At 34.7% G+C, this 14,935-nt stretch carries 13 protein-coding genes, 1 tRNA gene and 1 rRNA gene; 12 read left to right on the top strand and 3 right to left on the bottom strand.

Features of this window, described 5'->3' with window-relative positions; all coding sequences use genetic code 11:
• The first annotated feature begins 8 nt into the window (after nt 1–8).
• Nucleotides 9–125: ribosomal RNA gene (gene rrf, locus BHU33_RS07080) — 5S ribosomal RNA — on the top strand.
• 154 nt (nt 126–279) lie between these two features.
• Nucleotides 280–352, top strand: a tRNA-Thr gene (locus BHU33_RS07075).
• 131 nt (nt 353–483) lie between these two features.
• Here the strand turns inward: BHU33_RS07075 and BHU33_RS07070 are convergent.
• Complete coding sequence (locus BHU33_RS07070; protein ID WP_065866113.1) at nt 484–1,083, bottom strand: nitroreductase family protein; 600 nt, start codon at nt 1,081–1,083, stop codon at nt 484–486.
• A gap of 250 nt (nt 1,084–1,333) precedes the next feature.
• On the bottom strand, nt 1,334–2,380 hold the full coding sequence (locus BHU33_RS07065) for a lactonase family protein (protein ID WP_054646748.1): 1,047 nt from the start codon (nt 2,378–2,380) through the stop codon (nt 1,334–1,336).
• A gap of 199 nt (nt 2,381–2,579) precedes the next feature.
• Between BHU33_RS07065 and mscL the strand changes: the two genes are divergently transcribed.
• Nucleotides 2,580–2,987: a large-conductance mechanosensitive channel protein MscL gene (mscL, locus tag BHU33_RS07060; protein WP_054646747.1), complete on the top strand. Its 408-nt coding sequence runs from the start codon at nt 2,580–2,582 to the stop codon at nt 2,985–2,987.
• A gap of 45 nt (nt 2,988–3,032) precedes the next feature.
• Here the strand turns inward: mscL and helD are convergent, their stop codons facing one another.
• Nucleotides 3,033–5,315: an RNA polymerase recycling motor HelD gene (gene helD / locus BHU33_RS07055; RefSeq protein ID WP_056997528.1), complete on the bottom strand. Its 2,283-nt coding sequence runs from the start codon at nt 5,313–5,315 to the stop codon at nt 3,033–3,035.
• Between the two features lie 306 nt (nt 5,316–5,621).
• Here helD and trpS point away from each other — a divergent pair, with 306 nt between their 5' ends.
• From trpS to rnmV, 9 genes are all read left to right on the top strand, one after another.
• Complete coding sequence (gene trpS / locus BHU33_RS07050) at nt 5,622–6,641, top strand: tryptophan--tRNA ligase (protein ID WP_054646746.1); 1,020 nt, start codon at nt 5,622–5,624, stop codon at nt 6,639–6,641.
• Between the two features lie 26 nt (nt 6,642–6,667).
• The gene (locus BHU33_RS07045) at nt 6,668–7,591 is read left to right on the top strand and encodes a Ppx/GppA phosphatase family protein (protein WP_054646745.1); all 924 of its coding nucleotides are present in this window, start codon (nt 6,668–6,670) and stop codon (nt 7,589–7,591) included.
• Between the two features lie 22 nt (nt 7,592–7,613).
• Entirely contained in the window at nt 7,614–8,885 is a 1,272-nt protein-coding gene (locus tag BHU33_RS07040; protein WP_054646744.1) for a hydroxymethylglutaryl-CoA reductase, degradative, read from the top strand.
• Nucleotides 8,878–9,840, top strand: a complete 963-nt coding sequence (locus tag BHU33_RS07035; protein WP_054646743.1) for a hypothetical protein — start codon at nt 8,878–8,880, stop codon at nt 9,838–9,840. The genes BHU33_RS07040 and BHU33_RS07035 overlap by 8 nt, the downstream gene beginning before the upstream one ends.
• Before the next feature lie 13 nt (nt 9,841–9,853).
• Nucleotides 9,854–10,564, top strand: a complete 711-nt coding sequence (locus tag BHU33_RS07030; protein ID WP_054646742.1) for an NAD-dependent protein deacylase — start codon at nt 9,854–9,856, stop codon at nt 10,562–10,564.
• A gap of 8 nt (nt 10,565–10,572) precedes the next feature.
• Nucleotides 10,573–11,409 (top strand): DUF72 domain-containing protein, encoded by an 837-nt coding sequence (locus BHU33_RS07025; RefSeq protein ID WP_054646741.1) that lies wholly within the window; start codon nt 10,573–10,575, stop codon nt 11,407–11,409.
• Between the two features lie 83 nt (nt 11,410–11,492).
• Nucleotides 11,493–13,544 (top strand): methionine--tRNA ligase, encoded by a 2,052-nt coding sequence (metG, locus tag BHU33_RS07020; protein WP_054646740.1) that lies wholly within the window; start codon nt 11,493–11,495, stop codon nt 13,542–13,544.
• Nucleotides 13,545–13,603: 59 nt separating this feature from the next.
• Complete coding sequence (locus tag BHU33_RS07015) at nt 13,604–14,377, top strand: TatD family hydrolase (protein ID WP_054646739.1); 774 nt, start codon at nt 13,604–13,606, stop codon at nt 14,375–14,377.
• Nucleotides 14,378–14,935: a ribonuclease M5 gene (gene rnmV / locus BHU33_RS07010; RefSeq protein ID WP_054646738.1), complete on the top strand. Its 558-nt coding sequence runs from the start codon at nt 14,378–14,380 to the stop codon at nt 14,933–14,935.

Raw genomic sequence — 14,935 nt, 5'->3', positions numbered from 1 at the left:
AAGCATAGTGTGGTGGCGATAGCCTGAAGGATACACCTGTTCCCATGCCGAACACAGAAGTTAAGCTTCAGCACGCCAAAAGTAGTTGGGGGATCGCCCCCTGCGAGGATAGGACGTTGCCACGCAACCCAAAAAGAAAGAGACGCTCACCTGAATGGTGGACGTCTTTTTTTGTGAATATTTTTTTTATCAAGTTATTTGCTCCTTTCCTATTTTTTTAATCTTAGCATAATTATTTGAGAGGTTTTTAAAAGTTAGTAGATATGTTAAAATATGCTTGCCGCTTTAGCTCAATAGGTAGAGCACTTCCATGGTAAGGAAAAGATTCCGGGTTCAAATCCCAGAAGCGGCTTAAAATTACGAATTATGCTTTTTTATATCTTTCATATAAAATAATTTTTCGTATTTAGACATAATAAATAAAACCCCTTAAGTTTGACTATGAATCATAACTTAAGGGGTTTTATATTAATAGTATTTTATTTATTTAAATATTTTGAATCGTTTGTTATCTTCCATGTAATCTTTTTCTCCCGCAGGAGCTTCAATAGACCCAAAAGGAATTTCTGCTCTTAATATCCAATCGTCCGGGATATTAAATTCTTTTGCAACTTCTTCATCAATTAATGGATTGTAATGTTGATTAGAGGCACCAATACCCATTTCCGCTAAAGCCACCCAAATTGAGTAATCTGCGATACCAATTGCTTGTTCTGACCAATCATAAAAATTAGCAGCATAGCTTGGAAATTTATTCTCTAAGTTTTTAACTACTTTTTCATCTGTATATAGTAATACCGTACCAATTCCAGATTTGAAAGAGTTGTTTACTTTGTTAGCAGTTTTCTCAAAAGCATCTTCACTTTTAGAAACTTCATGAAGCTTATCTAACGTAATATTCCAAAGTTTTTTATTAGAATCGCCAAATAAGACAACTGCCCTTACGGATTGTGAATTGAAAGAAGTAGGTGATTCTCTAACAGATTTTTTGATAACATCATAGATTTCTTCATCTGTTTTTGTGATATTTTTTCCTAATGCGTAAATAGAACGGCGTTTCTTTTGTAAATTATAAAAATTAATTATAAATCTCCTTAAATATATTTGGTTACTTTAAGTAAGTATATCAATAAATTATTAAATGTCATAAGATTATGTATTATAATTAGAAAATTCTGATTATCTTTAACTAGGTAATGATTTTTGTATGTATATTATAAATTTAGTAATAATTTGAGGTAAATTTACTGAGAACTGATTGGTATTAATTTAGATAAAAAAGACTTTAAGTCAATGATTTATTCATTGATTTAAAGTCTTTGGTTACGTTAATTTATACATCACGTCTTACAATACAAGTTCCTTCTGGGACTTCAAAATCTTTTTGAATCATAGTTAACTTACCAGTTTCTGAATTACGTTCAAAAAGAGTAGCATTATCACTATTTTGATTACATGCTATTAATAATGATTCGTCTGAACTAAATTCAAAGTCACGAGGAAATTCGCCTTCAGTTGATATGATTTGGATTCGTTCTAGGGTACCATTTGCTAAAATTTTAAAAACAGCAATGGAATCATTTCCACGATTAGATACATAAATAAAGCGGTTGTCACGTGAAATCTTAATTGCAGCTGCACCGTTGTGTTCTGTCCAGTCATCGGGTATTGTTGAAATTTCCTGTTCTAAAGTAAGGGAACCAGTTTTTTGATCATAATCTAAAACGGAAACTTCACTACTAAGTTCACCAACGAGATAACCTTTATTACTATTGCCAGCAAAACTAATATTTCTAGGTCCATATCCTGGTGCGGGTTCGTATTCGCTAACTAATGATAATTTTCCTTCATCTGAAACATCATAAACAGAAACTTTGTCAATTCCCAAATCACAAACGATTAAGCGATTATCAGGAGTTAAGTTAGCATAATGTGGGTGAGCTCCATCAGCTTGTTCAGGTTTAGGTCCAACTTCACCTTTTGCAAAAGCACGATCGGTAAGTTCAAGAGTTCCATCTGGATTAATTGAATAAACAGATACATGTCCCATATGATAATTAGCTGTGAAAACTAATTGTTTTTCTTCATCAATTGCTACGAATGCATCTGAAGTTCCAGTTTCAATATTTTCTTGTAGCATTAGTGAAGGAATCTTTTTTCCATCAAACACAGCTACTCCGCCTCGTAATTCAGGTTGTTCCATATTACGATCAACTGCATATATTTTTTTGGCTTTTGATTCAGCAAGGTAAGTCGGACTACCGATTTTAGCTACTAATAACGTGTTTTGTAGTTGCTTCTTTTCAGTGTCCAATTCAATTTGGTAAATTCCTTCACTATCATTAATTGTATAAGTTCCAATCAAAAATTTTTCATTCATCGTAAGATCCTCCTAGATAATGTGAATGCGCTTACAATAGTATTCTAATCAATTATACATTTATTTTTCAAATTATGAAATAAATTGCTATGGATTAATAAAATTGGTAGTCACTAAGGTTTATTTTTGATATCATTGGTTACGCACAATTTATATAAGAAAAAATATAATATCTTTTTTCATGAAAGGAAGATTGAAAATGTGGAAAGAATTTAAAGAATTTATTTCTCGTGGTAATGTTGTTGATATGGCGGTTGGTGTTATTGTTGGAGCTGCATTCACTTCTATTGTTAGTTCGCTGGTTAAAAATCTAATTAATCCATTAGTAGGAATGTTTATTGGAAATATTGATTTATCTAATTTGATGATAAAAGTCGGCTCTGCTACGTTTAAGTATGGAGTTTTTTTGAATTCAGTAATTAATTTTTTGATTATTGCATTCGTAGTTTTCTTATTAGTAAAAGTACTTAACAAGGTTAAGGTAACTACTAATAAGAAAAAGGAAAAAACTCCTAGTAAAACTGATCAATATTTGCAAGAAATTGTAACTTTATTAAAAAATGATGAAACAAACAATTCAGCAACAAAGAAATCAGAAAATAATTGACTCTATGTCCTAAATAAAAAGAAACCATAATTGTATGGTTTCTTTTTATTTAACTTCAACTAGTTTATTATTAAATGCACTTTTAGGAATCAGTGGAGTCACAGGACCATTGCTTAATAATGATAAATTATGCATTGCTCGTGTCATAATAGTATAAAGCACTCCTAACGAATGCTGATCTGGATAGTTTTGTTTTGAAATATCCCACCCGATTACCGAATCAAATTCTAGTCCTTTAGCTAAGTACACAGGAAGCACAACGACTTTTTGGTTAATAGAACGAGCACTATCAGTTACCAATAATGTTTCAAAATCACTGCGGATAGTACGATAAACAGTTTTAGCTTCAGCTTGATTTTTGGTGATAATGGCAACTGTTTGGTGGTCTTTTAATTCTTGTTTGATTAGATCCTTTAGTTGTTGTTTCATCTGCATTTCACTATTCGCTTGATATAAAATAGGCTTATTTCCAGCACGGTTAAAGGCTTCGATATTTATCCCGTCTGGAAGAATTGAACTAGCAAACGTTGTGATTGGATAAGTAGAACGATAAGAACGATTTAGATAGATTAATCGCGGATGTCTGACCGAAATAGCATTATTTAATTTGTTTAACAGTGTTGGCGCTGATTCGACATCCTTAAAAATAGCTTGCTCGCTATCTCCAATTAAGTTAAATTTTGCGTTTCTAAAAATTAATTTTAAATACATAATTTCAGCAATCGAATAATCTTGGACTTCATCAATAAATAGATATTTAATTGCGTTATTTTTATTTTCACCAGTAAATTTATCTCGTAAGTATAAGATTGGGGCGGCATCATCTAAACGAATTTGATGATATTCAAGCTTATCTTGAAATTGTTTAACATCGGCTTTCCATTCAGACTGTGCAATGTCTGCCGACAAACTTACTTTTTCTAAAAATTTTTGATACTGTGTATACACATCCCAAAAACTATCATTATAGATAGCATCATAGACAATTTTTAAATTCTGTTTGACTAATTGAGTTGCAATATAATCATGTTCAGCATCAAAATCCGTAAAATCATCAATATCTTGATCACCTAGCAAAGCATGATATTGTTCATCAGACAATGAATCTAAACGATCAGCTACCCACTTAGAATTAATTTCAGCTTTAATTCGCTGTTTAAGTTGTTTGATTAAGGTATTTTTGGTTTTTAGAAGCTTATCAGCCAATGGTAGGTTTTGATTTAGACCACCATAGATTTTTTGAATTTCATCTTTTGAAAAATAAGTTTCCCCTTGAAAATGAATATCGGTAAAAATAATATCTTGTGGTTTTAAATTTTGTAAATAGTCATCAATATTATTAATAAATTTTTGACTACCTTTAAATTCATGAATACCAGTATTTAATTCCTGATTTTCAAAACGATTAAATAAAGTTTGAACTTGCATTCCTTCCATGCGTTGTGAGAAAAATTTAGCAAGGGTTACTTGACGCATATTATGCTCGCCTAGACTAGGAAGAACTTCTTTAATATAGTTTGAAAATAAAAGATTGGGGGAAAAAAGCAAAATTTGTTCAGCATTCAGATCATTACGGCTATGGTATAACAAAAAAGCAATTCGTTGTAAGAGCGCCGAAGTTTTTCCAGAACCAGCAACCCCTTGTACCACTAGCAAATCACTTTTGGTATCACGGATGATATCATTTTGTTCGCGCTGGATGGTTGCTACAATGTTTTTCATTGCTTCTGGACTTTTAGAACTCAATTCTTTTTGCAAAAGTTCATCGCCAACTGTTTCATTTGTATCGAACAAATTAATGATTTTTCCATCTTTGATTTGAAATTGACGTTTTTTTAATAATTTCGTATTTTGTTGACCATTAGGCGTTTGGTAACTAACTTTTCCTAATGTTCCATTATAGTAAACACTGGAAATAGGAGCACGCCAATCATGAATAAGGAATTCTCCGTCTTGATCAATTAAAGAAGCAGTACCAATGTACAATTTATCTGTATCAGAGAAACCTTCATCTTGAATATCTATGCGTCCAAAATATGGAGAATGATGCAATTCTTGATAAGTATCAAGCTGGCGTTTCATAATGTTTTCATCCTCGACAACTTTGTTAACCAAACTTCGCTGTTGTTGCAATTCGGCTTTGGTTTCAATCCGATCATCTGCTTCTAAATAGTTAACCGAGGTGTTTGTTTCATAATTTTTTTGTACTTGTTGAGTTTCGGCTTTTGCGTTTTCAACTTCTTGTTTTGTTTTCTTGATTTTATTTGCCAGTAGTTGTGAAACAAAAGTTACGCGTTCCTGTTCCTGCTGCTCTTCGTGTTTATTCATCATTCAGCTCCTTGTTCCTAAGTCGGTCATCATTCTAGTTGGAAATCACACAACTGTCAATCTTATTGTACTTTGACAATTATGGCGAAAACCCCTAAAATAGTAGGAAAGTTTAGTTAGTAGTGGAGTCATTTTTACAGAGAGATCATGGTAGCTGAGATTGGTCGGACGAAGCGAATTGGAAAAAGGGTAATTACCTTATAATTTTAGTGGCACTTTATAGTGCAAATTAGGTGGTACCACGCACATGCGTCCTATTGATTTTTAATCAATGGACGCTTTTTTAATATCAAAGGAGAAATTATGATGGATAAAAAACCAATTATTTTAACCGGGGACCGTCCTACTGGGAAATTACACATTGGACATTTTGTAGGGTCTTTAGAAAATCGAGTTAAATTACAAAATACTGGGAAATACAATCCCTTTATTATGATTGCTGATATGCAGGCATTGACTGATAATGCACGTGATCCGGAAAAAATCAGAAACAGTTTATTTCAAGTTGCATTAGATTATTTAGCAGTTGGAATTGATCCCAACAAATCAACCATTTTTGTGCAATCACAAATTCCAGCTTTAAATGAATTAACCATGATTTATCTAAATTTAGTAACTGTTGCTCGATTAGAACGAAATCCAACGGTCAAACATGAAATTCAACAAAAGAAATTCAACGAAAGTGTTCCAGCTGGTTTTTTAACTTATCCAGTTAGTCAGGCAGCTGATATTACAGCTTTCAAAGCGACTGTAGTGCCAGTTGGTGATGATCAGGAACCGATGATTGAGCAGACCCGAGAAATTGTCCGAAGTTTTAATAATGCTTATCACAAAGATGTGTTGGTTGAACCAAAGGGATATTTTCCACCAAAGGGTGAAGGACGAATTCCTGGTTTGGATGGTAATGCTAAAATGAGCAAATCCCTAAATAATGCGATTTATATTTCAGATGATGCGGACACGATTAAGAAGAAAGTTATGTCGATGTATACTGATCCTAATCATATTCATGTAGAAGATCCTGGAAAAGTAGAAGGAAATACGGTTTTTACTTATTTGGATATTTTTGCAGAAGATCATGATAAAGTTCAAGAATTGAAGGATCAATATACCCGTGGCGGTCTAGGCGATGTTAAAATTAAATTATATTTAAATGATGTTTTACAAAATATTTTAGATCCAATTCGCACACGTCGGGAACGATTTGAAAATGATCCAGACCAGGTTTATCAAATTTTAAAGGATGGTAGTCAAAAAGCTAATCAAGTAGCCGAACAGACTCTACAAGAAGTTCGGAACGCAATGGGAATTAATTATTTTAACTAGATTAAAAGCTAATGGAGGCGAGTTACATGGTGAATTTTGTCATTATCGATATGGGCTTAAATTCTGTTCGCATGGCTATTTATCAAATTGATGCAGCTGGTCATTATCGTGAAATCAAACGAATGAAAAATGATACCAGACTTTCTGAAGGAATGGGTTCAAAAAATATTCTTCAATTTTCAGCAATGAAGCGTACTATTGCTGCATTAAAACGATTTAAAGCCGAATACAATAAACTACCAAATGTAACGGTCCAAGCCATTGCTACTGCTGCTGTACGTCAAGCACAAAATCAACAAGATTTTTTAAATAATATTAAAACTGAAATTGGAATTAACGTTCGAGTTTTGACTGGTAAGGAAGAAGCCTATTTTGATTATGAAGGAGTTGTAAATCGTTTAAAGATCCGTGATTATGTCTTAATGGATATTGGCGGAGCAAGCGTTGAAATTATTCATGTTAGAAATAAAAAGGCGATTAATTTAGTTAGTCTTCCTACTGGTGCAGTTAAAATGACTGAGCGATTTCATTTGGAAAACAAAATCACAGCGGTTGATTTCTTTTCAGCTCAGCAGTATATGATTGAAACTTATAGTAAAATTAGTTGGCTTAGGCATCCAGTTCATTATCCTATCGTTTTAATTGGTGGGGCAGCCCGGACATTAGCTCGTATTAATCGACGTCAGCAACATTTTAAGCAGATTGATCAGATTCAGGATTATCAACTAACTAGAAAACAAATTAATGCCACGATGCGCATTTTTTTGAGTGATGATTTGGCTCAGCGACAGTCAATTAATGGATTAGACAGCGATCGTGCTGACGTAATTGTTGGCGGTCTAATCAATTTAACCTCTGTGATGGATTTTATTGACTCCAAACGGGTAATATTTTCAGATGGAGGAGTTCGTGAAGGGATTATCAATGAATTTGTGCAAAGATACTTATAGATTGTAGAAAGGAAGTTAGGATATGAAAAATTTTAGTGGTTTTTTTCGAAAATCGTATCAGGATCGCTTAGCGTTAGTAGCAGATTTTGCCAAATTAGATGAACAAAATCTGGCAACAATTAAATATAATTTTCAGGCAGTGAGTGATGAACTGATTGAAAACTATTTGACTGATTACGGCTTGCCAGAGGGAATTGCAACTAACCTTCTGATTAACAATAAAGAGTATCTGGTGCCGATGGTAGTTGAAGAACCTTCCGTAATTGCAGCTGCTAGCAATGGAGCTAAAATGTTAGCAGATGGCGGTGGAATTCATGCTGAAGCAGAGGGACGCGTCCTAACTGGTGAAATCATCATTAAAACTGATAATGTATTATTAATTGAAGACTGGTTTACAGAAAATAAACAGCTACTTATTCAGTGCGCTTTAGATGCCCATCCTAGTATTATTAATCACGGCGGAGTTCGTGATATTAAATATAATATGATTGATGAGGAACATATTTCGTTAGAATTATTTGTCGATGTTGGGGATGCAATGGGCGCCAACACAATGAATTCAATGTTAGAAGCCGTTGCTAAACTTATTGAAACTGATTTGGGAGAAGAAGTCTTAATGAGCATTCTTTCAAATTATGGAGATCATAATTTAGTGGTAGCCACTGGCATTGTTCCATTTGCTTCATTACAGCGGGGCAATATTTCTGGCAAAGAAGTAGCGCAACGAATTGCTGAAGCAGCTCATGTAGCTAACATCTATTCCAAACGAGCTGCTACGCATAATAAAGGTATTATGAACGGCATTGATGCAGTAGTAGTAGCCACAGGAAATGATTGGCGTGCCGTTGAAAGTGCTGCCCATTCTTATGCTGCTCGTAAAGGTAATTACAAAGGATTAACGAAATGGCGAGTTACTGAAGCTGGATTAGAAGGACGTATCAAACTCCCCATTCCGACAGGTACAGTAGGAGGAGCGACTCATTTGCTTCCTATGAGTAAGATTAATTACCAGATTCTACAGCTTGATTCAGCGTTGGAAATGATGAATTTGTTAGCTGGAGTTGGGTTAGCACAAAATTTAGCTGCTTTAAAAGCACTAGTCACAGATGGGATTCAGCGTGGCCATATGAAACTGCAGCTGAAATCATTAGCAATGACTGCAGGAGCTACCTCGAATCAAATTAAAGAAGTGGTTATTAAACTAGCACAATTGCCGCTTCAGGAGCAAAATTTAGAAAAAGCTCAACAGATTGTGAAAGAAATTAAGCAGGAAAGCGAGAATCATCATGAATAATACCCCAAAATTAAGTGGTAAGACCCACGATTTAATAAACGAAGTAGCTCATTATTTTCCTGGCGATGTACAAGTTCAGTTTATCGGAAACGTAGTAGCGGGATATGTTCGTCATGACCAAGCTCAAGTGGTTCAAGATGGTGATAATTTATTGATTCAGATTAATGATAATACTGAACCGGATTTTACTGCTAGTCATGAGTTGTTACATTTATTAATGACATTACGTGGATTTCCTCAGATCTACTTTCCTTTAACAACTGGTGATCAGGCACTTGATGAACAAATTCAATATGTTGGAACCGAATTATTCGATGCAGTCGCTCATTTTGTGGTATACAACGAACAGCGCAAACATGGTTTGGTAACTGAATCAGTTGAAGCAGAATTTATTAAAGGAGTTCAACATACCATTACTCCTGAATCGGATCGAATTGATAGTGAAATGTTATTAAGACTGATAGTTGTATTAGATGCTATGGTTTTCTTTGGTCCTGATTTTGCTAAGCACAAGGCTGTTTTTGAACAAAACTTTCCACTTGCAACTGATGCAGCTGCAAAGTTATATCAGCTTATTTCAGCAAAACCTACTAAATCGCCGTTTTCCATGCGCCGTAACGTAGTAAAGTTATTTCGTGCTTTTGATGCGCAAATGAAGGTATGGGATATCCCACAATTATATCTAAATGACTTTGCAATGATAACTTCGGTATTTTCTAAGCGACAGTTAGGTTTGCAAGTTAACCAAGTATTTAAACTTTATTATTCAGAATTAAAGGCCAAAAATACGCAAAAACGTGCTTATGTTGGGTTCACTTTGACTGATCAACAAAATTCATTTGTTATAGAAGGACCAGCTGGAGAAAAACGCAGTAAAGAATTCTTTGCAAAAGTATATGAAAAAACAGTGAAGGAATTGTTTGATGAATTGAAGATTCCTTATTTGATTAGATAATCGAGGGCTAAAAATGGAATTTAATGAATTACAACAGTTGTTTGATGATGCTAAGCAGATTACGTTTTTAACAGGAGCTGGAGTTTCAACTCCGTCCGGAATTCCTGATTATCGTTCTAAAGGTGGTTTATATACCACTGATAAAACTGACAAACCAGCTGAATATTACCTAAGTCATGATTGTTTGGTAAACGAACCAGAGGTTTTTTATCAGTATGTAATGAATAACATGTACTATCCTAATGCACAGCCAAATGTTATTCAAAAAAAGCAGTCAATTTTAACTCGGCAAAACCGGGCTAGCATTGTGACGCAAAATGTCGATAATTTATATGAAAAAGCGGATGCTCGGCATTTAAATGAATTTCACGGTAATTTATATGATATTTATTGCCAGAAGTGTGGTAAACATGTTGATTATCAAACATATGCGCAAAGTATGTATCATCAAAATTGTGGTGGGATTTTGCGTCCCAATATTGTGTTATATGGTGAAGGTATTAACCAAGAAACAGTTATTAAGAGTGTACAGGCAGTCCAAAATGCCGATTTATTAGTAGTGGTTGGTTCTTCAATGCGAGTTTATCCATTTGCTGGATTATTAGATTATCGCAATCCAGAGGCAAAAATACTTGTAATTAACCAAGAAAAGCTAGCTTTGCCTGGAGATTTTATCATGCAACAAATGGATGCAGTTGACTTTTTTGATAAACTGAAAGTATAGGTGATATCGTGATTAAGATTGGACTAGCAACGTGGACAGATCATCCGGCTTTGGCTAATGGCAAAAAGAAATTAACTTTACCTGAATATGCAACTCACTTTCCAATTGTTGAGGTTGATAGTTCTTTTTATAGTGTCCCCAAAGCCGCTTGGATTGAAAAATGGATTAATGAAGTTCCAGAAAAATTTCAATTTATTGTCAAAGCTAACTATGCCATGACAAAAACACCAATGACTAGATTTGGAAAGATGACTGATGAAATTAGAAGTCAGCGATTTAGTGATTTTATTAAAGTGATTCAACCAATGGCAGCTGCTGGTAAATTAGCTTCGATTTTGTTTCAGTTTCCACCATCATTTAAGTGTAATAACGATAGTATTCAATATATTCGTCAGGTTAGACAAGTAATGGAAGACTTGCCAATCTCAGTTGAATTCCGCAATGATAGCTGGTTTGCAGGAGAAGAGGTCACAAAGGATACGTCTGCTTTTTTGCGAAGTTTAAAAATGACGCAAGTCGTTGTCGATGAACCACATGCTGCCAGCAATGGAGTTCCATTAGTTCCGGTAGTTACAACTCCAGAGTTTGCATTTATTCGATTACATGGTCGTAACGAAGCTGCTTGGGCTAAGGGAACGATGGGACGTTATCGTTATGATTATAATCAAACTGAATTAGAAGAAATTGCCAAGGTTGCAACTGATTTAGCTAAAGATGCTAAGGAAGTGGCAGTGATTTTCAATAATAATGCAGGACACAATGCCGCACCAAATGCGCTCACTTTGAAACAAATTTTAAATCAAAATGATGCTGATTTGGCATCCATGCAATTAGATTTATTTTAAAACAGCGAAACCGTTGCATGCTGCCACTCAGTTAATGAGTGTAGTATAATAACAACATTGGTAAAACGAAAAGGAGAAGTGACATGTCAGATACAAAGTCAACATTTTATATTACGACACCAATTTATTATCCATCTGGTAGATTGCACATTGGAAACTCCTATACGACTGTAGCTGCCGATGCATTGGCACGTTATCACCGCGAGTTAGGTGATGATGTTTATTATTTAACGGGAACCGATGAACACGGTCTAAAAATTGAACAAAAGGCTGAAAAATTAGGGATTAAACCACAAGCTTATGTTGATAAAATGGCACAAAGTATCAAAGACTTATGGATGAATCTAGACGTTTCAAATGATGATTTTATCCGAACAACTGACCATCGTCATGTTCAAGCTGTTCAAAAGATTTTTCAACAATTGTTGGATCAAGGAGATATTTATTTAGGTAAATACACAGGTTGGTATTCAGTTTCTGATGAAGAATACTTCACTGAATCACAACTAGAAGAAGTTTATAAAGATGACCAGGGTAATATAACTGGGGGGAAAGCTCCGACTGGAAACGAAGTTCAGTTGGTAAATGAAGAATGCTATTTCTTTAAAATGAGTAAATATGCTGATTGGTTAATGAATTATTACAAAGAACATCCTGATTTTATTCAACCTACTTCTCGGATGCATGAAATGATTAATAACTTCTTAAAACCAGGATTGGAAGATTTGGCAGTTTCACGAACGACTTTTAACTGGGGGATTCCAGTTAAATCTAATCCCAAGCACGTTGTCTACGTTTGGATTGATGCCTTGACCAACTATATTACTGATCTAGGCTACGATAGTGATAACGATAAACTATTTAAGAAATTTTGGCCTGCTAATCTCCAGATGATTGGAAAAGAAATTGTGAGATTCCATTGTATTTATTGGCCTATTATTTTACATGCCCTTGGATTACCCTTACCTAAAGAAATTTATGCCCACGGTTGGATTACTATGAAAGATGGTAAGATGTCTAAATCTAAAGGAAATGCAGTTTACCCCGAAGACTTAGTTGATCGTTATGGTTTAGATGCAACTCGTTATTACCTACTAAAGGCAGTTCCATTTTCAGGTGACGGAGTGTTTACTCCAGAAGACTTTGTAGATCGGATTAATTATGATTTAGCCAATGACCTTGGAAACCTGTTAAATCGTACCATTGCCATGATTAATAAGTATGAAAATGGGATTTCCCCAGATTATACTGCTACAGATGACGAACCTAGTCGCGAGTTACAAGAAATGGCAGTTAGTGTGACTAAAGAATATAAAGAATTAATGGACACAGTACATTTGTCAGATGCATTGTCATCTGTTTGGAAATTAATTGGCCAAACGAATAAGTATATTGATCAAACCGAACCTTGGAAATTAGCTAAAACTCAAGCTGAAAATCCTGAAGATGCTAAGGCATTGGCAAATGTGATGGCACATTTAGCTGCTAGTTTGCGGTTGATTGCTATTTTAGTTAGTCCAGCTATCCCTAATGCGGCTTTTAGAATTTATAATCAATTAGGATTAAATGATGGTAACGAGTTTGACATCAAAAATGCTAGTTTAGATGGATTTAAAGGTGGTCGTAAGGTTGTTGTAAATGGTGAACCAATTTTCCCACGCGTTGACTGGAATGAAGAAGTTGACTACATCAAGAGTAAAATGACAGCTCCTGAAAAAACTAAAGGCCGAGCAGCTATGAAGCGTGCTGAAACTAAAAAAGAAACTAAGCATGTTGGGGTAACTACACTTAAGAATCTTAAAAATGAAGTCGATTTTGCTGATTTTGAAAAAGTTGAATTAAAAGTAGCTGAAATTAAATCAGTGGTTAAAGTTGCCAAAGCCGATAAACTTTTGAAATTTGAATTGGATGCTGGGGACGATGGACAACGTCAAATTGTTTCCGGAATCGCTAAGTGGTATCCTGATTTTGAAAAACTGGTCGGTAAAAAAGTAATCATTGTTGCTAATTTAAAACCAATCAAATTACGCGGGGAAGTCAGTCAGGGAATGATTTTGTCAGTTGAAAAACAAAATGGAGACATTCAAGTTGTGACTGTTGATCCAACACTTGAAAATGGTAGTACATTAGCATAATCAATCTAGTTTCACTAATCTATGATTGGTGGAACTTTTTTAGTTAATAGGAGCTGAAAATGAAAATTTTTGATTCACATACTCATTTAAATGATAAAACTTTTGGTAATGAGGTTTCAGATTATGTAGAACATGCTAAAAGACTTGGGGTAGTAAGAATGGCAAATGTTGGCTCTAATACCCAATTAAATGAACGAGCTATCAAATTAGCACATGAGTATCCCGAAATGTCTGCGATTGTTGGCTGGCATCCAGAAGATGCTAACCATTATGACAAAGCAGCAGAAGAACTTTTGCAAAAACAGCTTGATGATTCACAAGTTGTGGCGTTAGGTGAAATTGGAATGGATTTGCATCAGCAAAATACTTCTAAGCAAACTCAGGAGCACGTTTTTAGGCGCCAAATTCAAATTGCTAAAAACATGCATCTTCCAATCTCAGTTCATAATCGGGACGCTTTTGAAGATACTTATCGAATTTTGAAAGATGAACATATTGAGGATGTCGGAGGAATTATTCATAGTTTCAATGGTGATGTGGAATGGATGAAGAAGTTTTTAGACTTAGGGATGGATTTATCATATAGCGGTGTTGTTAGTTTTAAAAAAACGAAGGAAGTTCATGAAGCTGCTCGACAAACTCCAATGGATCGAATTTTGGTTGAAACAGATGCACCTTATTTAGCTCCGGAACCATTAAGAGGGCATCAAAACGAGCCTGCTTATACGCTATACACATTAGAAGCTGTGGCTCGTTTTAAGGATGTAAATCCAGATGAAATTGCTCAGGCGACTTATACAAATACAAATCGAATTTTTGGATTGGATGAATAAATGAAAAGAATTAAAGAAGTATTGGTAGTTGAAGGGAAATCTGATACAGAAAGAATTCAACGAGCCGTGGATGCTGATACGATTGAAACTCGCGGATCTGCTATTTCTGACGAGACACTCGCATTGATTGACCAGTTAGCTCAAACTCGCGGAGTAATTGTATTTACGGATCCTGATTTTTCCGGAGAAAAAATCAGACGGATTATTGCAGACGAAATTCCAGAAGCAAAACATGCTTTTTTAAATAAGCACGATACTGTTCCTGATACTCCTCGAGGATCTTTGGGCGTTGAACATGCTTCCCCGCAAGCAATCAGGGAGGCTTTAAAAGAAGTTTACACAGAAAGCGATACTAATCCTGAGATAATTACCAAACAAGAACTAATTGATGCAAACTTAGTTGGTAGTCATGATGCTAAAGAACGGCGCTTAAAACTAGGTGAATTGTTACATTTAGGTTATGTGAATGCTAAACAGTTACAACGACGATTACGGATGTTTGGAATTACAAAAGCTGAATTCAATGATGCATTAAGTAAAATTGATGAGGAGAGATAA

The organism is Fructilactobacillus lindneri DSM 20690 = JCM 11027, assembly GCF_002907375.1.
In the GTDB taxonomy this organism is placed as follows: Bacteria; Bacillota; Bacilli; order Lactobacillales; family Lactobacillaceae; genus Fructilactobacillus; species Fructilactobacillus lindneri.
Note: the sequence above shows the minus strand (reverse complement) of the source record. Positions and strands in the feature narration are given on the sequence as shown.

Excerpts from the sequence above, each read along its gene's own strand:
- BHU33_RS07065 (WP_054646748.1), bottom strand. The coding sequence starts at position 2,380 with ATGAATGAAAAATTTTTGATTGGAACTTATACAATTAATGATAGTGAA.
- mscL (WP_054646747.1), top strand. The coding sequence starts at position 2,580 with ATGTGGAAAGAATTTAAAGAATTTATTTCTCGTGGTAATGTTGTTGAT.
- helD (WP_056997528.1), bottom strand. The coding sequence starts at position 5,315 with ATGAATAAACACGAAGAGCAGCAGGAACAGGAACGCGTAACTTTTGTT.
- trpS (WP_054646746.1), top strand. The coding sequence starts at position 5,622 with ATGGATAAAAAACCAATTATTTTAACCGGGGACCGTCCTACTGGGAAA.
- BHU33_RS07045 (WP_054646745.1), top strand. The coding sequence starts at position 6,668 with ATGGTGAATTTTGTCATTATCGATATGGGCTTAAATTCTGTTCGCATG.
- BHU33_RS07040 (WP_054646744.1), top strand. The coding sequence starts at position 7,614 with ATGAAAAATTTTAGTGGTTTTTTTCGAAAATCGTATCAGGATCGCTTA.
- BHU33_RS07035 (WP_054646743.1), top strand. The coding sequence starts at position 8,878 with ATGAATAATACCCCAAAATTAAGTGGTAAGACCCACGATTTAATAAAC.
- BHU33_RS07030 (WP_054646742.1), top strand. The coding sequence starts at position 9,854 with ATGGAATTTAATGAATTACAACAGTTGTTTGATGATGCTAAGCAGATT.
- metG (WP_054646740.1), top strand. The coding sequence starts at position 11,493 with ATGTCAGATACAAAGTCAACATTTTATATTACGACACCAATTTATTAT.
- BHU33_RS07015 (WP_054646739.1), top strand. The coding sequence starts at position 13,604 with ATGAAAATTTTTGATTCACATACTCATTTAAATGATAAAACTTTTGGT.
- rnmV (WP_054646738.1), top strand. The coding sequence starts at position 14,378 with ATGAAAAGAATTAAAGAAGTATTGGTAGTTGAAGGGAAATCTGATACA.